At 44.9% G+C, this 19,565-nt stretch carries 15 protein-coding genes; 10 read left to right on the top strand and 5 right to left on the bottom strand.

Annotation, left to right across the window (positions count from 1 at the left end):
- The first annotated feature begins 773 nt into the window (after window positions 1–773).
- The 7 genes from ACYFDN_RS12495 (at window position 774) to ACYFDN_RS12465 (ending at window position 9,990) form a co-directional block, all read left to right on the top strand.
- The gene (locus tag ACYFDN_RS12495) at window positions 774–1,532 is read left to right on the top strand and encodes a flagellar basal body L-ring protein FlgH (protein WP_016403089.1); all 759 of its coding nucleotides are present in this window, start codon (window positions 774–776) and stop codon (window positions 1,530–1,532) included.
- A 10-nt stretch (window positions 1,533–1,542) separates the two neighbouring features.
- Window positions 1,543–2,754, top strand: a complete 1,212-nt coding sequence (locus ACYFDN_RS12490) for a flagellar assembly protein T N-terminal domain-containing protein (RefSeq protein WP_483511374.1) — start codon at window positions 1,543–1,545, stop codon at window positions 2,752–2,754.
- 21 nt (window positions 2,755–2,775) lie between these two features.
- Window positions 2,776–3,435: a hypothetical protein gene (locus ACYFDN_RS12485; protein ID WP_483511373.1), complete on the top strand. Its 660-nt coding sequence runs from the start codon at window positions 2,776–2,778 to the stop codon at window positions 3,433–3,435.
- 166 nt (window positions 3,436–3,601) lie between these two features.
- The gene (locus ACYFDN_RS12480; RefSeq protein ID WP_483511372.1) at window positions 3,602–6,670 is read left to right on the top strand and encodes a S8 family serine peptidase; all 3,069 of its coding nucleotides are present in this window, start codon (window positions 3,602–3,604) and stop codon (window positions 6,668–6,670) included.
- Window positions 6,671–7,007: 337 nt separating this feature from the next.
- On the top strand, window positions 7,008–8,687 hold the full coding sequence (locus tag ACYFDN_RS12475) for a DUF342 domain-containing protein (RefSeq protein ID WP_016403094.1): 1,680 nt from the start codon (window positions 7,008–7,010) through the stop codon (window positions 8,685–8,687).
- A gap of 57 nt (window positions 8,688–8,744) precedes the next feature.
- Window positions 8,745–9,722, top strand: coding sequence for a D-cysteine desulfhydrase family protein (locus ACYFDN_RS12470; protein ID WP_483511371.1), 978 nt, complete (start codon window positions 8,745–8,747; stop codon window positions 9,720–9,722).
- A 37-nt stretch (window positions 9,723–9,759) separates the two neighbouring features.
- Window positions 9,760–9,990 carry a DUF2789 domain-containing protein gene (locus ACYFDN_RS12465; protein ID WP_016403096.1) on the top strand — a complete coding sequence of 77 codons (231 nt, stop codon included), beginning with the start codon at window positions 9,760–9,762 and terminating at the stop codon, window positions 9,988–9,990.
- Between the two features lie 3 nt (window positions 9,991–9,993).
- Here ACYFDN_RS12465 and ACYFDN_RS12460 read toward each other — a convergent pair whose 3' ends face one another.
- From ACYFDN_RS12460 to ACYFDN_RS12450, 3 genes are read right to left on the bottom strand one after another with little or no spacing between them, the layout of a single operon-like run.
- On the bottom strand, window positions 9,994–10,179 hold the full coding sequence (locus tag ACYFDN_RS12460; RefSeq protein WP_483511369.1) for a hypothetical protein: 186 nt from the start codon (window positions 10,177–10,179) through the stop codon (window positions 9,994–9,996).
- A gap of 22 nt (window positions 10,180–10,201) precedes the next feature.
- Window positions 10,202–10,825 carry a response regulator gene (locus ACYFDN_RS12455; RefSeq protein WP_152782926.1) on the bottom strand — a complete coding sequence of 208 codons (624 nt, stop codon included), beginning with the start codon at window positions 10,823–10,825 and terminating at the stop codon, window positions 10,202–10,204.
- A complete protein-coding gene (locus ACYFDN_RS12450) occupies window positions 10,822–12,255 on the bottom strand; it encodes a cache domain-containing protein (protein ID WP_016403099.1) in 1,434 nt (477 codons plus the stop codon). Before ACYFDN_RS12450 ends, ACYFDN_RS12455 begins: the two co-directional genes overlap by 4 nt.
- Window positions 12,256–12,501: 246 nt before the next feature.
- On the opposite strand from ACYFDN_RS12450, the gene dctP reads away from it, so the two are divergent.
- The 3 genes from dctP (at window position 12,502) to ACYFDN_RS12435 (ending at window position 15,472) form a co-directional block, all read left to right on the top strand.
- The gene (gene dctP / locus ACYFDN_RS12445) at window positions 12,502–13,575 is read left to right on the top strand and encodes a TRAP transporter substrate-binding protein DctP (protein WP_016403100.1); all 1,074 of its coding nucleotides are present in this window, start codon (window positions 12,502–12,504) and stop codon (window positions 13,573–13,575) included.
- A 78-nt stretch (window positions 13,576–13,653) separates the two neighbouring features.
- Window positions 13,654–14,154, top strand: a complete 501-nt coding sequence (locus ACYFDN_RS12440; protein WP_016403101.1) for a TRAP transporter small permease subunit — start codon at window positions 13,654–13,656, stop codon at window positions 14,152–14,154.
- 25 nt (window positions 14,155–14,179) lie between these two features.
- Window positions 14,180–15,472, top strand: coding sequence for a TRAP transporter large permease (locus ACYFDN_RS12435; protein ID WP_152782935.1), 1,293 nt, complete (start codon window positions 14,180–14,182; stop codon window positions 15,470–15,472).
- 60 nt (window positions 15,473–15,532) lie between these two features.
- On the opposite strand, the gene ACYFDN_RS12430 is transcribed toward ACYFDN_RS12435, so the two are convergent.
- Together ACYFDN_RS12430 and ACYFDN_RS12425 are read right to left on the bottom strand one after the other, a co-directional pair.
- Window positions 15,533–17,446: a methyl-accepting chemotaxis protein gene (locus ACYFDN_RS12430; RefSeq protein WP_483511366.1), complete on the bottom strand. Its 1,914-nt coding sequence runs from the start codon at window positions 17,444–17,446 to the stop codon at window positions 15,533–15,535.
- Window positions 17,447–17,581: 135 nt separating this feature from the next.
- Complete coding sequence (locus ACYFDN_RS12425) at window positions 17,582–19,270, bottom strand: NAD-dependent malic enzyme (protein ID WP_483511364.1); 1,689 nt, start codon at window positions 19,268–19,270, stop codon at window positions 17,582–17,584.
- Window positions 19,271–19,565 lie beyond the last annotated feature (295 nt).

Genomic DNA, 19,565 nt, shown 5'->3' with positions numbered 1-19,565 from the left:
TGACCACCGCCAGGCTCTCATACTAAGCCCTCGTCTAATGACGAGGGCTTTTTTATTGCCTGCAGTTTAGTCTCTCAGGCATATCATCCCCTTCCCTATCTCCCATTTTTATTAAAGAGCGTTTTCATTATTGGCCGTGCTTAATGGTTGCAGTTCTAAAGGCTTATGAACGTGAAGTTGGTAAGTTGTTGGAAGGCTATCTCATAGCCAAGTGATCTAGCTTGATTGAGATGCAAAAGTTGAGTTCGTTGAAGCCGTATTTAACTAATTGTTTTGAGCGCTTTTTACTTTAAGGCTGGTTGGTTTCTAGAATTACGGTAAGAGTTACTAGGCAATCTTTGCCTAGAACGAAAATCAAAAAGGCAGCTTTTATCCGGCTTGAGGTAAGTTTTGCCGATTATTTGACTAAAACTTAGTTTTTCTGCTCAACCTAAGCTGTATCGGCTGCAGTGAATTAAAATTTATATCAATTTATATAAACATTATAAAATACTGAGTTTTATGAATTTAGTGGCATTTAATTTGCATTTTGTGTCGTACCTAGCTAAAAGCGGCAAAAACGACGGAATGTTGTCGGTTAGGTAAAGATTTTGTCAGCTAGATTATCGTAAGGATATGTTTCTACTGACGTTAGTGGCATTTGCTTTGCTATTTGTGGCCTAAGGCTTTCTTAGGTAACTAATTACAATAAACGAGATAAAAAGCTCGGGCCTAGGTTAAAGCAAGTGGAAAGAGAACGGTAAACGGAAACTAACGTAAGTAGGAATAGACCAATGATTACCAGAGTAGTGATGTTGTGCAATGTATTGTTGCTGTCAGCATGTTCGTCAATTGTAGATGGTGTAGAAGAAGTTGCGGAGAACGTTCAAGAGCGAGAAGACCGCAATCAACGTCAAGTCACAGTAAGCACCGATAGCCGTTCTCCGATCCCCGATGATCCTTTTTATGCACCTATTGAACCTAGCCCAGCTGCGGATCAAGTGATTATTACCGGCTCGATGTTTAACAGCAATACTTCACGCAGCTTATATAGTTATACCCCACCTTTTGCACTAGGCGACACCATTACAGTGCTTTTGGAGGAGGAAGCCACCGCGACTAAATCGGCCAGTTCAAACCTTGGTAAAGAGAACAGCTATAAGCTTGATCCGGTTACTGTGCCGGGCGGGAATCTAACGATTAACGGACGTGTGGTCGAGCTAGAAATGAAGCAAAAACAAGATTTTGACGGATCTTCAGATGCTGATCAGCGACATCGTTTGTCAGGCAGAATTACCGTTTCGGTGGTCGACATCCTGAACAACGGTAATTTGGTTGTACGCGGTGAAAAGTGGCTAGTAATCAACAATGGTAAAGAGTACATGCGCTTTACCGGTATTGTGCGGCCGTTAGACGTTGGAGAGGACAACTCGATTGGTTCCTACCAGGTGGCCGATGCGCGTATCGAGTTTAGTGGCACTGGTGATCACGCTGACGTGCAAACTCAAGGCTGGTTATCTTCATTCCTAGGCGGAAGTATGTGGCCACTGTAGGGCGTTAATTATGTCTAAATTTTTACGAGTTTGCGTGTGTCTGCTGACGTTAATGGGCATCACTTTGCCCAGTTACGCTATTTGGTTAGAGGGTGAGGGCCAAGCCAAGATCGTTGACGGCCAAGTAGATAAAGCTCGTCAGCAGGCTATCCAAGACGCTTTGTTAACCTTAATGTATCGCGGTGGTGCCAGTGTAAAGTCACTGCAAGTAGTGAAGTCTGGCGTGTTGGAAACCGATGAACTAACGGTGCGTACTAATGGTGAAGTGTATGACATGAAGCTATTGGTTGAGACCATCATTGATGACCAAATGACGGTTAAAGTGGCCGCTGACATATTTCCTCTAAATACCTGCGAGAAAGATAGCTATGCTAAAACCCTGTTTGTAGGGCCTTTTCAATTGCAGAAGCGCGAACATGCACAGCTTGGCGGGGTTTATAGAACACCAGAAGAAGTCTCGCAGCGCTTATTTCACCGATTTAAATCAAAGAGTAAAAGGGTTGATGCCCGGCACTTAATGACTCGCCAAATAGCGTTTGATGGCCGCTATGCTAATGACATAGAACCGCAAATGCTCAAAGTAGCACGCAGCTTATCTCAACAGTACGACGTGCAATATATTTTGTTTGGCAAGATCAATGACATGTCGAGCTACAACGAAACCACCACTAACCTACTCGGCATGAAAAACACCGTTAAACTGCGCAACTTTCAAGTAAAACTCTATGTGATTGATGGCATCAATGGAGAAACGGTACTCCGTAAAAATTACGGGTCTAATCGAGAATGGCCATTCGACGTGACGATGAAGTTGGACGTTACGGGTGAAACCTTTTGGTCCTCAGAGTATGGCAAGTTGATTGACTCCTACATCGACCAATCAGTTAGTGACGTTGAGGATGCACTCTATTGCCGCCAAAGTTTGGCAACGGTTGTTGGGCTGTATAACGGACAAGTGGTAATCAACATTGGACAAACGAATGGTGTACGTAAAGGTGACAAGTTTGAGCTGGTTAGGCAGCAGTACTTAATGCATTTAGATGGAGGGCTGCGCGGCCCTATATTTAATGCAGACCAAACTCAACTAACGGTAGTGTCGGTGCAATCTGACCGCGCGGTATTAGCGACTGAGCGCTATTCCGACATGGCTAACATACAGATTCGTGATGTATTGGTGGCGGTTACAGATGATCCGTTCGCCCTTACTGAAAACACGCAATAATCAATATTGAAGGAGAAGAATATGACGACTTCTTATAGCAACACCCCGCTCGCAACCAATAGCCTAGATTATAAACCTAAGTTGATTGAGGTGAACAATCAGCAAGCCAGTGAAGTAAAATCAGACACTAGTTTTACTCAAAAGCTACAAGATGCTTTAAGCCCGAAGAGCGATACCCAACAAAACACTGAAGCGCTGGCGACAGCTACGAACACAGGCGACAAAGCCGAGGGTACGGTGGATGTTGGCATTATGGACGTGGCTCCCGCCGCTATGAACATAGGCATGGGGTTAGCCTCTGGCAATCCAGTGGCGGCAGGCTTAGCGGGCACTGATTTATTACAAAGCGTATTGCGTGCCGATATTGAAAAGCAATTTACGGAGTTAGGCCAAGGTATTGCTGCTGCTCTTGTTGCTGGTATGTCGGGTGATCCAAGTGCTACTCAAGTATTACCTACTGCCGAAGAGCTGGCCGAGCAAGCGGCTTTAGCAAGTGCTGATATTGTTGCCGAAGGCAGCCAGCAAATAGCTGCGGCAAGCCAAACTGCTAGCGCTGCAACCGGGGTTAGCCAAGAGGGCAAAAGTGTGCCTACTAAAGGGTCTATTCCAAAGGCTATGTTGCAGGGTGACAGCGCGGTTCAAAATGATGAGCTACTAAAGCGGGATAAGGCAAATACCTAAGTTTGCCAGGTAACTTTAGCATTGTGCGCTGTTACTGCTTGGCTCATCACAACAATGTCGCATAGGTTTGGTAAAATTTTCACTTTCTTTACATAAGCCTAATATAATTGTGACTATATAGTGCGTAGTATATATACAGCGCTAAATAGTAGATGTAAGGGATTATATGAAAGCAATAGTAGCGGTATTACTTAGCATAGCTTTGTTTGCTTGTGGTGGAGGTGGTGGTGACTCAGGCTCGTCTGCCGGTTCACCGAGTTCGACCATTAGTGTAAGTCGCAGTGAAGCTGTTATTGGGCAGCTTATTCAGTTTGACGGCAGTGGCTCGAGTGATGACGGTACTATTGTTGATTATACTTGGGACTTTGGTGACGGTAGCGGCGCAAACGGAATCAATGTTTCTAAAAGCTATGCCAGCGAAGGCAACTATACGGTCCGTTTAACAGTTTTAGATAATGATAATTTAAGCTCGACCTCTAGCACTGTAATTCAGGTTACTAATGACGCTGCTTCCGCCTTAACTATTTTAAGCTCAGAAAGTGCCGGCATCCCTCCCTTAGATGTTAATTTTCAAGCAATCTCTACTGCAAGTGACTTAACTAATGTGCAAGTTACTTGGGATTTTGGTGACGGCAATTCAAGCACTTCACTTGGCAGTGAGGCTGTGTCGCATATCTATAACGAGGAAGGCGTATTTATGGTGCGCGCTTCACGTGATTTTGAAGGCCAAGAGCAGGTAGCAGAAACCCGCGTTTTAGTGCTAGATGGAAAAACCTATCCGGTGAGCGGCACGGTAACCACCGCCGTCAATACAGTGGTAGATAGTGATGTTAATGATATTGGTAATGAGTATTTTACGAACAATAGTTATGCCGACGCTCAACCACTTCCACCTATTGCCACGGTAAGTGGCTACTTAGCTAGCCATGCTACTGGTGAAGCTAAAGATCGCTTTGTAAATGAACCCGATGAACGTGATGTTTATCGGGTCGATTTACAAGCTAATCAACGTTTGTTTTTAGAAATTGCCGATTGGGAAACTAGCGGTAACGATTTTGATTTACGTCTGATAAATGCAGACACCATGTTTGAAGTTAGCTCTTCTTTAGGCATTAACAAAACCGAGTTGTTAAGTGTTGATCAAACTGGCAGTTATTATCTTGTTGTGGAAGCTTACACCGCCTTTAATTCGGGTCCATATCGAGGTAACTACACCTTACGCCTGATCGGTCAAAGCTCTGCTGTTTTGCCTGAGAGTAAGCATTTCAGTACCCAACAAGATTTTGTAGCCAAACAAATGGTGGTTATGCATCAGGCTGGGCGGGCAGCTTCGCTTAGCACTCAAGATTTAGGCCTGACTCAAGCACAATCGTCAGCAAAAATGAGCCTTTACCAAAGCAATGACCAACAAGCAGTGGCCTTAAATAGTACCGCTGGAGATGGCTTAGGTGCTCAGTTTAGTGATGAATATGCCGCCAAACGCAGTACTTTGCTGGAGATTAAGCGCCTTCATTACCAATTAGGCGGGGTGGAACAATCAGTTTCACCTAACTATTTGTACCAACCTTTTGCCTTGTCTAACGACCCTTTGGTTTCTCGCCAGTGGCACTACGAACAAATCAATTTAGATAATGCTTGGCAGCTCATGCAAAACAGCACCTTAAATGATGTGGTGGTAGCGGTTATTGATACCGGCATTTTTCAGAATCATCCCGATTTAAGGAATCAGTTAACTAGTGACGGTTACGACTTTATTTCCGATGCGTCTAATGCCTTAGATGGCGATGGTATTGATGCTAATCCCGAAGATCCTGGAGACTTGACTAGCCCGGGTGGCGGCTCTTCTTGGCACGGTACACATGTGGCGGGTACGGTGGCGGCACAAACCGATAATAGCCTCGGCGTCGCGGGCGTAGCGCCCAATACAAAAATTATGAATTTGCGTACGCTTGGCCGCTATGGCGGTAGTACTTGGGATATCTCACAAGCTATTTTATATGCGGCTGGCTTAAGCAATGCCTCAAATCGTGTGCCTAGCCAAACCGCAGATGTAATCAATATGAGCTTAGGTGGAAGTGGTTACGACAGCGCCTTTGATTCGGTAACCCAGCAAGCAATAGCCAGCGGTGTGATTGTGGTTGCTGCTGCCGGTAACGAGAGTACCTCGCAGTTTAGTTACCCAGCGGCATTTGCCAATGTTATTGGTGTTAGTGCGGTAGACGCCGCAAAAGACCTCACTTCATATTCTAATTATGGCTCATATATTGATGTTGCTGCACCGGGTGGTGATGGCAGTGCCGACTTAAATGGTGATGGCTACGGAGATGGCGTTTATAGCACTTACGTGGCAGAAAATGGTAGCAGTAACTCTGCCAGCTACCAGTACTTAAACGGCACCAGTATGGCCGCGCCACATGTGGCAGGTGTTATCGGCTTGATGCGTCAACTTAATTCAGAGCTTACCACTGATGATGTGCTGAATTTGCTTGCTCAGGGTGAAATTACCGATGACATTGGAAGTGATGGCTTCGATCAGCTTTACGGTTATGGCTTAATTAATGCCGAAAAAGCAGTACGTTCGCAATTAGATACTGACCAGCCCGATAGAAGCGCCTTAAGTTTGAGCACTAATCAAGTGAGTCTTAGCTTTATCGAAGATAGTGCTGAAGTAAGTGTAGAGCTTATTGGCAGTGTGAGTTTGTCGGTGAACAGTGTCCAGAGCAATGCCAGTTGGTTAACGGTAAGCCCACACAATGTAGATGCAAACGGCGTCGGAGATTACTTACTTAGTGTAAACCGTAACGGTTTAAGCGACGGCAATTATGGCGCCAGTGTGGTGTTTAGCGTATCTAATGGTAGTGAGCTGAATCTCGGTGTTTCAATGAATGTGAGCAACGTTCAGGCCGGCGACAGCGGTTTAGTGTATGTACTGTTGTCTGACCCAGAAACAGGCTCTACCCATTATGAGCAATCGGTGAACATGAATAACGGTGAGTTTAGCTTTAGCTTCGCCGAGGTGCTTTCTGGTGAATATGAGTTAACAGTGGGCAGTGATCATGACAATGATTACCGTATTTGTGATGAAGGTGAGTTATGTGGGGCTTACCCAGTTCGTAACGACGTCACGCCAATTCTGGTTACTGAAGAAACCTCTGGTTTAAGTTTAAGTGTTGAGCCTATCACCACCGAAGACCTCACAAACCAGGTTTTAAACTATAAGCTGCTCAAGCAATAGTCTTTCCTTATAGGCCTTGCGCTCTAGTGCGCAAGGCCGCTGTTTATCGTTTTGTCAACTAGCCGGTGCTTATTTGTGTAATGCTGCATGGTGTTATAGACAAGCCTGCTTATTCATTATCATATTTGACATACAAATTACTGAATTTGTTTGTGCTTGAGCATTTTTGCGGTAGTGTGAGAATTCAAATTAGTAAATTCAGATCTAGTTCAATTAGTTGAAAACTAAAGCTTAGGCTAGTATTGGTTAACAACCTGCTGCAAGGCATAATGAGGTTGAAAGCGCTGTCTTAAGTAATCAATTATTTGGCAGCTAAGGATTAAGTTAAGGGGATTGAATGCTGGAGTTAAGCTGTTTACGTTTATCCCAAGATAAATTAGCGGCACTAATTGAGATAACACCTCAAGAATCACACGTAAGTGTTAGCGACGTGAAAGCTTTAATTCTTCGCTCTAATTTTGGTGATTACTTAGTTGATGAAGAGGCGATAGATGATGCCGTCGCTAAGTTTGCTGAATTACGTGAATCTCCAGACCTAATTGAGCAATGGGGGCAGACTTTTGTTAAGTTAGCCAACATTCGCAATGCCGAAGTCACTATCGATGTTTCTGAAGATAAAATGGTAGCGCGAGCCACCATTACTGCTGCTTATGGTGGTAATCCTATTTCTCAGGGTGATTTAGTTAGCGCCATGCAAGAAGCTGGCGTGGTGTTTGGTTTACAAAAAAAACGAGCCTTGGCCTTGTTAGCTGCGGCCAAACAAGCTGATCCCGGGGTGAAAATTAAGAAAGTGGTTGCCCTTGGCCGCCAATCTGTAGATGGCGAAGACAGCCGCTTTGAACGATTTGTCGCTACCCCTAAAGAACGTTTATTAAAACCTAAAGAAACCGAAGATGGTCGTGTAGACATGCGCGACTTAGGTAATTTGGAAACGGTAGAGCCTGATGTAGAGCTAATGCGTCGACATCCTCATACTCATGGTCAGGCGGGCAAAAATGTTTGTGGTGAGGAACTTCCCTTTAAGCAAGGGCATGAAGTGCCCTTCACTGTAGGCGAAGGCACCAAGATTGCCGTAAATGACGCGAATTTATTGCTGGCCGATAGAACCGGCTTACCGCTTGAGATAGAAAATGGCATGAAAGTCGACGATGTATTGTCGATTAAGAGTGTCGATGTAAGCTACGGACACGTTGATTTTGCCGGGAGCGTGTTGATTACTGGTAATGTTGGTGACGGCATGAAAGTAAAGGCCTCAGGCGACGTGCACATTAATGGCTTTGTAGAGTCAGCTAGTATTACCGCCGGTGGCGATGTGGTAGTTGGCAAAGGAGTGATTGGTCATCGTTTGATGGAAGGCGATGAAAATTACTCTTGCACCATTAATGCTAAGGGCGAGTTACACGCTACTTTTGTTCAGTATTCACATATTGATGCAGGTAAAGATGTCACTATTACCAGCCAACTTCTGCATAGTAAAATAGAAACCGATGGCAAAGTCACCGTGAGCGATGCCAGTGGCCTACGTGGCACTTTGGTTGGTGGCTCAATTGATGCCGGTGGAGAGATTAGCGCAGTGGTATTAGGCGCCACAGCGGGTACTGCCACGCAACTTACTATCTCTGGTGATTTTGATGATATTCAAGAAGAGCGACGTAGCCTAAACAATATCAAACACACCTTGCATGATAAGCTGAGCAAGGTACTCGATGCTCAAATGAAGTTGGGCTCAACTAAGCAAGAAGATCGCGAAGAGGGCATGGCCGACAAGCTCTCGGCTACTTTGCATCATACTCGTCAAGAGTTAGTGCAAATAGACTTTGCCCTCGATTACAACCAGCAGATGGAAGATCAGTTCTTCTCTAATGCGAGGCTTACGGTTAAAAAAGAGCTGCATCCCAATGTACGCTTAGACATAGTTGGTCATAAGCTATTTACTAACCGTGAATATGGGCCAACCGAAACTAAATATGAAGACGGGAAAATGACTTTCACGCCTTTAACCCCCGGAAAAAAATAGTTGCTCTTTTCCCTTTTAACGGCTTAAGTAAGGTTAATCTAACAAAAGGGAAATAGCATGAATTGGCAACATCAGCCCAGACAATCTTTAGGCTTCTTTCCCACGCCTGTTCATCCATTAAGCAACCTCTCCGCGCATCTTGCCGGTCCGCAAATCTATATAAAACGCGATGACTTAAGTGGCCTAGCCTTGGGTGGAAACAAAGTGCGTAAGCTGGAGTTTTTGTTAGGCGATGCCATGCAGCAGAAGGCCGATTGCATCATTACTGCAGGCGCAGCTCAATCCAATCATTGTCGTCAAACGGCCGCTGCTGCGGCTAAGCTTAATTTACCCTGTTATTTGTTGCTAGGTGGCAGTGCACCAACCCTCGCTCAAGGTAATGTGTTGTTAGACAAGCTTTTCGGCGCAACCATTATTTGGGCTGGCCAACAGCGTAAAGGCGAGGGCATTGAAGAGCTAGCACAGCAACTTATGCAAAAAGGTATGAATCCCTATGTTGTTCCTTACGGTGGCTCTGATGCCATAGGCTGCTTAGGGTTTACAGCTGCATTGCATGAACTGCAGCAGCAAATTGATGAACTGGATGAAATAGTATTTGCTTCTAGCTCTGGTGCAACCCATGCAGGTTTAATGTTGGCTAAGGCTGAGTTAGGTTTAGAGGTAAATTTGCGTGGCGTGAATATCGACAAGCTAAATCATGGGCAGCAAAGCTTTAATCAAACTATTGCCGATTTAGCCAATAGTGCGGCTAAACAATTTGCCTTGGATAAGAGTTTTACCGCTAATGAGGTTTGTTTAGATGACAACTACCTCGGTGAAGGCTACGGCATCATTGGTGACGCAGAACGCGAAGCGATTATGCTACTGGCTGAAACCGAAGGCATTTTATTAGACCCAGTTTATACCGCTAAAGCGATGGCGGGTCTAATCGCTAGAGTGCGCCAAGGGGCTTATAGTTCTGATCAAAACGTATTGTTTTGGCACACTGGTGGAACTCCCGCATTGTTCGCTTATGCTGACGACTTGTTATCTTGATGCCAACTAAATTCAATAAGAGAAAGGAGAGTAAGTGATGGAATCTGCTATTCACACCTTAAGTGATTTGTTCGCCCAGCTTGGTTTAGATCCTTCAATTAATGCCATCGCTGAGTTTGTGGCAGAACATGCTCCAATACCGAGTGAAGTGCCATTGCATCAAGCGGCTTTTTGGACACCCACTCAGGCTGCATTTTTATTAGAAGCAGTGCAGCAAGATGCTGACTGGGCAGAACTTGTAGATCAACTGGATGTAATGCTGCGCTAGTTGCTAGTTGTGCTCTTTGTGTTTTTCTAAACAACGTAAAGCCAGCTCTAGGGTGGTGCTAAAGTCACAAGCGAGAGTATTGCTGGCGCTTGCTTTACAAGACCCACTCACGAAGTGAACTTGCTGCTTTGGCTGCTGGGTAACTGGTGGCTCTTCAAACTGTGGCCTAATTTTTACGGATTGATTCAAGCTTGCCCCTTTAAGTGCTTAATTAACTATCGCTACCATAGTGCTCTATGGCGTATTTAATCATGGCTGCACTGCTATCTAATTCCAGCTTTCTACGAATTTTTAAAGTATGGGTTTCTACGGTTCGAATGCTTATCGACAGGCTATCAGCGATTTTCTTATTGCCACAACCGGTGGCCAGTAAGCGTAATACCTGCTGCTCGCGCTTGGTTAAACTGGCTTTGCTAGCACTAGGTTCGTTATCAAATAACAGCTTCGACACACCAGCACTAATGTAGCGTCCACCATTGGCAATTGCTTCCAAAGCGCTAATCAGTTCACTAGACGCAATATCTTTGAGCAAGTAACCCTTAGCGCCATTACGCATGGCGTTTTGCACATATTCTTTATTGTCGTGCATGCTTAACATCACCACTTTGCTGTTAGGACTTTGCTCTGAAAGAGCCTCTAACAGCTGAATGCCATTTAATTTAGGCATATTAATGTCGGTTAATACTATGTCTGGGTTCAGTTGTTGCGCCATGGTAAGCGCTTGCTCGCCGTCAGCTGCTGTACCTACAACGGAAAAGCCAGGGTTAGCCTCTAGTCGCATTTTGAGGCCGTCTTGTACTAAGGGGTGATCGTCCACCAATAGAATTGAGGTCATACCGTTTGCTCTTGAATTGTAGCGGGTATGGTTTTCTCTACTTCATATAGTGGTACTTTTATGGTGATCAGTGTCCCTTCTCCTAATTTGCTATCTACATCTACTTGACCATCGATGTGGGCAATCCGTTCAAAAATATTGCGTAAACCCAAACCGCTACTGGCCAGCTCTGGGCGCCGAGTAAGCTCTTTTATCGAATGGCGTCGTACCTTTTTACCCATTACAAAACCAGTGCCATTGTCCCTAATTTTCATCACCAACAATTTAGCTTGCTGGCTTAGCACTATGTCTACTGTATCTGCTTGCGCATGTTTTTCGACATTTTGTAAGGCTTCTTGGGTAATCCGATAGAAGGTTGTTTCCACGGTAGATGGAAGGTTTAGATTATCAATGTCGCACTCTAAAAACACATCTATTCCTGTACGGTGTTCAAATTCCTGGCAAAAACCTCCCAATGCGGCAGCTAAACCTAAGTCATCTAGTACGCTGGGGCGGAGGTCTTTTGAAATACGACGTATCTCACCAATCGCTTCGTTAATGGTATGTAACCCTTGGTTGAGGCTGTCACTGACCGAGCTAGGGGTGCTGTTACATTCTGTGGCGCTTTCTAAGCGATACTTAATGGAAACCAATAATTGGTTAATACCATCATGCAGTTCGCGAGATACTCGTTGGCGTTCTTGCTCTTGTGAATCAATAATTCGTTGGGTGAGTTCTTTGAGCTTTTTGTCGGCCAGCTTGTGCTCCGAAATATTCAAAGATGCCCCCAAAAAGGCGATTAAAATTCCCGAGATGGTGGTAATTATGAATAACCAAATAAAAGTGCGATTAATGTTGTTTTGGGTTTGCGCTTCAAGTTTTGCCAGCTCTACATCTACATCGTCTAAGTACACGCCGGTGCCAAACATCCATTGCCATTTATCTAGCATCACTACGTAACCCAGTTTCTTAGTTCGCTTTCCAGTGCTGGGTTTTTCCCACAAATAGTTACTAAAACCGCCGCCTGCTTTGGCTTGTGCAATTAAGTCTTGAATGAGGTAGGTGCCCTCAGAATCCTTAAAGTCCCACAAGTTTTGCCCCACTAATTCCGGCTGAATGGGGTGAACCAAGTTGACGCCTTTAAGGGTGTAAGCAAAGAAGTAACCGTCTTCGGCAAAGCGTAAACGGTTGAGCAATTCCCTTACCTGTTGTTTGGCTCTCTCATCGTCGGCTGCTGCAGGTTCGTATATGTCACGAATGCTGGCAAAAGCTTGGTCTATGTGGTTTTGCAGCTCTAGGGTTTTGCTGCGCATGATGTTTTCTTTAATTAGCGCTAATTGTTGCTCAGTTAGGATGGAAGATTGCTTAAAAACCAAGGTGGCAATTAGTGCGGTAACACAAAGCAAAGGAACAATAGATAACAGGATAATTTTAAATTTGAGGGACCACATCTCGTGACGGCCTAACTTAGAGAATGTTAACTATATGTTAATCTATGCGATTTTTCAAAAATAGTGATCTAGCTCTCGCTTCTACCAAAGTCTAGCCTGTACGTGATCTTACGTAGAAAAAAACCGTGTATTGCCGGATAGGTTTTATTGTAACAACTCGCTAACATTAAAGGTGACCATTAAGCAGTTGGTTTACATTTAAAACATCTAACCAACAATGGAAAAAACAACGAAAGGGAGAACAACATGCTTAAGTCCCTCTGCAGTAAAACCCTGCTGGCTTCTGCGATTATTGCGTTTAGTTCGGCTGCCGTAGCTGCCGACAAAGTATACAAACTAAAACTGGCTGAAACCTGGGGCCCTAACTTCCCAGTTTTTGGCGATGCAGTAAAAAACATGGTGAAAATGGCCGATGAGATGTCTAACGGCCGCTTAAAGATCCGCGTTGACTCTTCAAACAAACACAAAGCACCTTTTGGTGTATTTGATTTGGTTAAAAGTGGCCAGTACGACTTAGGCCACACCGCGTCTTACTACTATAAAGGTAAGGTGCCAAACACCCTTTACTTCACTACCATGCCATTTGGTATGAATGCACCAGAGCAACACGCGTGGCTGCAGTATGGTGGCGGACAAGACTTAATGAATCAAGTATACGCAGAGCATAACCTGGTACCTTTCCCTGGCGGTAACACTGGGGTGCAAATGGGCGGTTGGTTCCGTAAAGAGATTAACTCAGTTGAAGACCTACAAAACCTAAAAATGCGTATTCCAGGTTTTGCCGGCGAAGTATTAGCTAAGCTTGGCGCAACGCCAGTAAACATTCCGCCAGGTGAGTTATATACCGCACTTGAGCGTAATACTATCGACGCACTTGAGTGGGTTGGCCCTTCTCTAGATCTACGCATGGGCTTTCACAAAATCGCCCCTTACTACTACATGGGTTGGCACGAGCCGGCTACCGAGTTGATGTTTATTGCTAACAAGAAAAAACTCGAAAAAATGCCAGAAGATTTACAGGCAATTCTAGCGGTTGCGATGCGTAAAGCGGCTTACGATATGTTTATTCATTCGTATGCTGAAAGCGCCAAAAACTGGCAAACCATGTTGCAAGAATACCCGAACATTCAGGTTAAAACTTTCCCTGCAGAAGTTATCAAAGCACTTAAAAACGCTAACGATGACTTGTTAAAAGAGAAAGCTGCTGCAGACCCAATGGCCGCGAAGATCATTGAGTCACAACAGCAATACATGAAGCAAGTTCGTGCCTACACAGCAATTTCAGAACAAGGTTACTTAAACAGTACTGAAGGTTTGTAGTAGAGAATGGGGCTGCAGCTTGGCTGTAGCTCCATCAGCTAAACCAAAAAAGCAATTACTTTGCTTGGGAGGCTAGGGATGTTGCGTTTGCAACGAGCGGTAGATGGATTTTCCAAGGGTATAGCAGGCCTCACCGCGGTGTTAATGCTGCTAATGTTAGTAAACATTTTTTATGACGTAGTCATGCGTTACTTTTTTCGCTCCAGTTCTATTGGTATGCAAGAGTTAGAATGGCACTTGTTTGCTGCCATGTTTTTATTAGGAATTGCCTCTACGCTGCAGGCCGAAGGCCATGTGCGGGTAGATATTATTTACGACAAGTTAGCGGCGCGTAAACGCGCTTGGATTGACAGCCTAGGCGTCGTATTTTTCTTGTTCCCTTTTTGTGGCTTGATTGCTTGGTACGGTTACGACTTTGCATTAGAAGCTTACAACTTAGGAGAAACCAGCGGCGACCCGGGTGGCTTACCCTACCGCTGGATAATTAAATCAATGATTCCAATTTCGGCTATATGTCTCGCCATAAGTGGCTTTGGAATGTTACTCAAAAACCTCATTCAGCTGCGAAATAACGCCTAGCTCATAACAAGAAAAGGAAGTTGTCATGATTGGGATTGTCATGTTTTTCGTGGCCTTGCTAATGCTGCTCACTGGTTTTCCAGTCGCCTTTGTATTTGGCGGTGTTGCACTAGTATTTGGTATCTTTGCCGAAGGTATCGACTTATTTGCTTTTATGCCTTATCGAATAATGAGCATCATGCAAAACTCGGTACTAATGGCCGTACCTCTGTTCATTTTCATGGGTATTGTATTGCAGAAAACCCGCCTTGCTGAACAGCTGCTCGAAGCCATGGGCCAATTGTTTGGTCGAGTGCGAGGAGGTTTGGCTGTATCGACTATTTTGGTGGGAGCGCTACTTGCTGCATCTACCGGTGTGGTAGGTGCGTCTGTAGTGGCAATGGGGGTTATCTCCTTGCCGGTAATGCTCAAATATAAATACGATAAGCGCTTAGCCACCGGGGTTATTTGTGCCTCTGGTACGCTTGGACAAATTATTCCTCCCTCTATCATCTTGATCATTCTTGGTGATGTAATGGGCGTGCCAGTAGGTGATTTGTTTAAAGCTGCACTACTGCCTGGCGCAGTGTTGGTAGGTGCCTTCATCATCTATGTTCTAGGCGTATCGTTTATTCGCCCAGAAGCCGCTCCTGCTTTACCTAAAGATGAAGCTGCAGGTCATGGCGTGCAACCTTGTTGGAATGCCTTTAAAGCCATTGCTCCACCCTTAGCCCTAATGATTGCAGTACTTGGCTCGATTTTTTACGGTATTGCTACGCCAACCGAGTCTTCTGCTATTGGCGGCATTGGTGCAATTCTTTTATCGATTATTTATCGCCAGTTTTCTTGGAAGATTATCTACGAAGCGGCTATTGAAACGGTAAAAGTTACTTCGATGGTATTTGCTATCTTCATTGGTGCAACGGCCTTCTCTATGGTGTTCTCTTACACTGGTGGTGAAGAAGTCATTGAAGAAGTGATGACTAGCTTACCGGGTGAGAAATGGGGCTTCTTAATCTTAACCATGATTGTGATTTTGATTTTGGGCTTCTTTATCGACTTTGTTGAAATCTCATTTATTGTTGTGCCTATGTTGTACCCAGTAGCCGAGATTTTGGGCATCGATTTAACCTGGTTTGCGATTTTAATTGCGATGAACTTGCAGACTTCGTTCCTCACACCGCCCTTTGGGTTTAGTCTGTTCTATCTCAAAGGTGTTGCCCCGCCCGAGGTGCAAACTACCGATATCTACAAAGGCGTGATGCCATTTATTATTTTGCAGATATTGGTATTAGCCTCGATATTGGTGTTCCCAGACTTCTACGGCTTTGGCATGTAGTGCATAGTGAGTTAACAAAAAGAGGCCTAAGGGCCTCTTTTTATTTGCGTAGGGTTTAGTTTAAAGCTTAAACGTACCCACCAAATCTGCCAGCTTATCGGCGAGCTGTTTTAAGGACTCGCTAGCTTGAGAAAGCTCTGATGCAGTATCGGTAGCCTGCTGCGTACTCAAGTTAATCTCTTCAACGTTGCCGTTTAGCTCACTCACGACTGAAGACTGCTCTTCGGTAGCCGTTGCCACTTGAATGTTCATGTCAGAAATCAAGGTTACTCGTTTAGAGATCTCTTGCAGGGCTGAATAAGCATGCCCAGCTTCTTCGGCGCCTTGGCTGCTCATGCCACTGCTTTGTTCAATGGCACTAACTGCTTGGCTGGCTTGTTCCTGCAAGTTGTTAATCATTTGCTGAATTTCATCGGTGGACTCGGCAGTTCTACCCGCTAAGTTACGCACTTCGTCTGCTACCACCGCAAAGCCGCGGCCTTGCTCACCGGCTCGTGCTGCTTCAATGGCTGCGTTAAGTGCAAGCAAGTTGGTTTGCTCTGAGATGCCTCTAATAACGTCTAAAATGCCACCAATTGATTGACTGCTTTCGGCTAATGAAGAGACCACAGTAGCTACTTGTTGCATTTCTTCAGCTAATCGCATGATGTTGTCGCGCGCTCGCAGCACCACTTGTTGGCCTTTATTAGACTCTTGTTCGGCATCTTGTGCAGCATCTGCCGCTTGAGACGCGTTACTGGCAATTTCGTTAACGGTCGAGCCCATTTGGTTAATTGCAGTGGCTACTTGAGTTACCCTATCTTGTTGATGTTGGGTATTTTCTAGGGTGCGTTGTGACTGATTGGCGACCGAGCGTGAGGCATCTCCTAGGTTTTCGCCAGTTTGCGCTACGGAACTCACCGAGCGATGGATTTTTTCGATAAAACTATTAAAGCCTTTGGCGAGTTTGGCCATTTCATCGTTGCTTTCGGTATCTAAACGTTGGCGTAAATCACCTTCTCCTTCACCTAAGTTTTGGAATACGTCGGCAAGTTTAGCAATTGGTCGTGTAATAGTACCCGCTAACCAAACAGCGACTAACAAAAAGACGCCAATCACCAGTAAGGTGGTGACAATCATGTAGTAGCGTGAACGATTGAGTTCTTCAAATACTTCAGCTTTTGGCACTTGGGCAATTAAGTACCAGTCCATAGACTCGATGTAGCTAGAGCTTAGTAACAATTGCTGGCCTTGGTAGTTTACTTCTACTAAGTTAAAGCCTTGTTTATTAAGTAATGAGGAGGTGGCTTGACCAAATTCATCGGTGAGTTTGAGCTTGCCAACAAGTTCGTTGTTACGATGCAGACGAATCACACCCTCACCATCACTAAGGAATACAAAGCCGCTCTTCTCAATTTTAAAACTGTCGAGAAAAACGATCATCTCTTCCATGGTTTTTGACACCCCCGACATAACATGGCCATTTAACTGTTGGTAGTTTAAAAACAGCTTGGTTTCTTCGGTTGAAGAGGTGTAAACACTTACCATGGTTTCTTGTCCAGATTCTCTAAACTTAAAAAACCAGCCATCACGCTCGGGGTAGAGTTGTCTTAAAAATCCTTTTTGATTCCAATAATTGGCATTTTTGCGGTTGGATACTGACGCATCAGCTAAGCCATATTGTTGCTTTAGGCGTGTAAGTAATTCTACTAATTGTGTTTCTGAGTCGGGTTTACTGGATTTCAGTACTCGCTCTTCAACAAAAGTATTGTTTGCTAACTGCTCTGCTGCTTGCAATAACACTGTTACTTCTTTATCAATTCTATTGCGAATTTGCTTGAGCAGAGCGGGTAGTTCTTTATCAACCATTCGGCGTTCGATGATGTTTTGCGCCTGATTCTGGCTGAATACCCCGATAATGCTTGTTGAAGCTAGTACTGCTAACACGATGGTGACCGTAAGCTTTTTACGAATAGTGAGTTGGTTGAAGAACATTACCTCTCCTTGCTTGCCAACGGGCAATCGCTAGTAATATAGGATGGAAACTTAAAATGATTACGCTGGCTAAGTTGCTGCCAGCGCATACCTTTAAAATCTGTAGCTTTGTGAAAACTATGAAGTTAAGTGTAGTTAAAAAGAAGTTCGTTTGTAGTGGCGATACTCAGGTTTCCAAAAGCTGGCTTCAATAGTTTGCATTAGCACTTCGTCGGTGGTGTTAACCGCTAAGCCTTGTTGCATGGCAGTTTTGGCTACCGCGTAAGCGATGTGCTTGCTAACTAGTTGAATTTCTTCAAGCGGTGGCAGTAAGGCTCCCTCACCATCGTTAGCTAGTGGCGAGCATTCGGCTAAGGCGCGGCTGCTGGCGATGAGCATTTCGTCACTGACCCTAGTGGCCTGACAGGCTAGTACGCCTAAGCCAATACCTGGGAAAATATAGCTGTTGTTACACTGGGCGATAGGGAAGGTCTCTTCGCCTAGTTTCACCGGCGAGAACGGACTACCTGTCGCGACCAAGGCTTCGCCATTGGTCCAACGCAGTATGTCTTCAGGCAAGGCTTCAACCCGGCTGGTGGGATTGGATAGCGGCAATACGATAGGTTTCTTGCAGTGCTGATGCATGCCTTCAATCACTTGCTGAGTAAACACGCCTGGTGCACCAGATACACCAATAAGTACCGTAGGCTTGCCATGCTCTACTACATCTAACAGCGACAAAGCATCGCTATTAAGCCCCCATTTTTGTTGAATATCAGCCGATTGCGCCAAAGCTTGTTGGAAGTCGAGTAGATTAGGCATGTTGTCTTGCAATAAGCCCCAACGGTCAACCATAAAAATTTGGCTGCGGGCTTGCGCTTCGCTAATGCCTTCTTCCACCATTGCCCGCACTATCGCCTCGGCAATACCGCACCCTGCTGAGCCGGAGCCAACAAAGGTAACACGCTGTTCTGCTAAGTTAGAGCCAGCTGCCTTACAGGCTGCCAATAAAGAACCCACGGTTACTGCCGCGGTGCCTTGAATATCATCATTAAAACAGCAGAATTGATCTTTGTAACGCTGCAATAAAGGCATGGCATTTTTTTGAGCGAAATCTTCAAATTGAATCAGCGCATCTGGCCAGCGGACTTTTACCGCTTGCATGAATAATTCTACAAATTCGCTATATTCTTCGCCGCTAATCCGTTGATGGCGCCAGCCCATATACATGGGGTCATTGAGTAGTTGTTGGTTGTCGGTGCCTACATCTAACACAATTGGCAGGGTGTAAGCGGGGCTGATACCGCCACAAGCCGTGTACAGTGATAGTTTACCAATAGGAATGCCCATGCCGCCGATGCCTTGGTCGCCTAAGCCGAGGATCCGCTCGCCGTCGGTCACTACAATGATTTTCACATTGTGGCGAGTGGCATTGTTTAGCAGCTCGTCGATACGGTGGCGGTTAGGGTAAGAAATAAATAAACCACGCGAGCGGCGGTAAATATTAGAGAACTGCTCACAGGCCGCACCCACGGTAGGCGTGTAGATAATCGGCATCATTTCGGTGATGTGATCTTCCACTAAACGGTAAAACAAGGTTTCGTTAGTATCTTGAATGTTGCGCAGGTAAATATGGCGGTCTAAGTCATTAGTAAAGCTTTGATATTGCAGATAAGCACGCTCAGTTTGTTCATCGATGCTTTCGATGGTCTCTGGCAACAGCCCTTCTAAATTGAAGAAAATACGCTCTTCTTGGTTAAAGGCGCTGCCTTTGTTTAATAAGGGGGTCTCAAGTAAAGCTGGACCTGCGTAAGGAATATAGAGCGGGCGTTTTTTATCATCCATGGTAAAGCTCATCTGCTGCGGCTAAGAAGCGGTATTTTTTCACAGATTTGTGTTTAGGTCATGAACTATACCAATCGTACGAAGTAACTGTTCATTCTATCTGGTTAAAATACTCGATAACTGCGTTAGAATTTTTGATTGTAGAATAACTACTTATCGAAAAATCCTGCCTTATTCTCGAGTGTTTTGCCTGCGTTATTAAGATCACTTACTTAGTGTGATTGGTATTAAACCAAAGGAATGTAGATAGATTGTTGCTTTATGGGGCCTTAGAAATAGGCCAGCCGGCACCGCT

The sequence above is a fragment of the Agarivorans sp. D1326 genome (assembly GCF_056958115.1).
Note: the sequence above shows the minus strand (reverse complement) of the source record. Positions and strands in the feature narration are given on the sequence as shown.

Coding starts and splice junctions, on each gene's coding strand:
- ACYFDN_RS12495 (WP_016403089.1), top strand. CDS start 774: ATGATTACCAGAGTAGTGATGTTGTGCAATGTATTGTTGCTGTCAGCA.
- ACYFDN_RS12490 (WP_483511374.1), top strand. CDS start 1,543: ATGTCTAAATTTTTACGAGTTTGCGTGTGTCTGCTGACGTTAATGGGC.
- ACYFDN_RS12485 (WP_483511373.1), top strand. CDS start 2,776: ATGACGACTTCTTATAGCAACACCCCGCTCGCAACCAATAGCCTAGAT.
- ACYFDN_RS12480 (WP_483511372.1), top strand. CDS start 3,602: ATGAAAGCAATAGTAGCGGTATTACTTAGCATAGCTTTGTTTGCTTGT.
- ACYFDN_RS12475 (WP_016403094.1), top strand. CDS start 7,008: ATGCTGGAGTTAAGCTGTTTACGTTTATCCCAAGATAAATTAGCGGCA.
- ACYFDN_RS12470 (WP_483511371.1), top strand. CDS start 8,745: ATGAATTGGCAACATCAGCCCAGACAATCTTTAGGCTTCTTTCCCACG.
- ACYFDN_RS12465 (WP_016403096.1), top strand. CDS start 9,760: ATGGAATCTGCTATTCACACCTTAAGTGATTTGTTCGCCCAGCTTGGT.
- ACYFDN_RS12455 (WP_152782926.1), bottom strand. CDS start 10,825: ATGACCTCAATTCTATTGGTGGACGATCACCCCTTAGTACAAGACGGC.
- ACYFDN_RS12450 (WP_016403099.1), bottom strand. CDS start 12,255: ATGTGGTCCCTCAAATTTAAAATTATCCTGTTATCTATTGTTCCTTTG.
- dctP (WP_016403100.1), top strand. CDS start 12,502: ATGCTTAAGTCCCTCTGCAGTAAAACCCTGCTGGCTTCTGCGATTATT.
- ACYFDN_RS12440 (WP_016403101.1), top strand. CDS start 13,654: ATGTTGCGTTTGCAACGAGCGGTAGATGGATTTTCCAAGGGTATAGCA.
- ACYFDN_RS12435 (WP_152782935.1), top strand. CDS start 14,180: ATGATTGGGATTGTCATGTTTTTCGTGGCCTTGCTAATGCTGCTCACT.
- ACYFDN_RS12430 (WP_483511366.1), bottom strand. CDS start 17,446: ATGTTCTTCAACCAACTCACTATTCGTAAAAAGCTTACGGTCACCATC.
- ACYFDN_RS12425 (WP_483511364.1), bottom strand. CDS start 19,270: ATGGATGATAAAAAACGCCCGCTCTATATTCCTTACGCAGGTCCAGCT.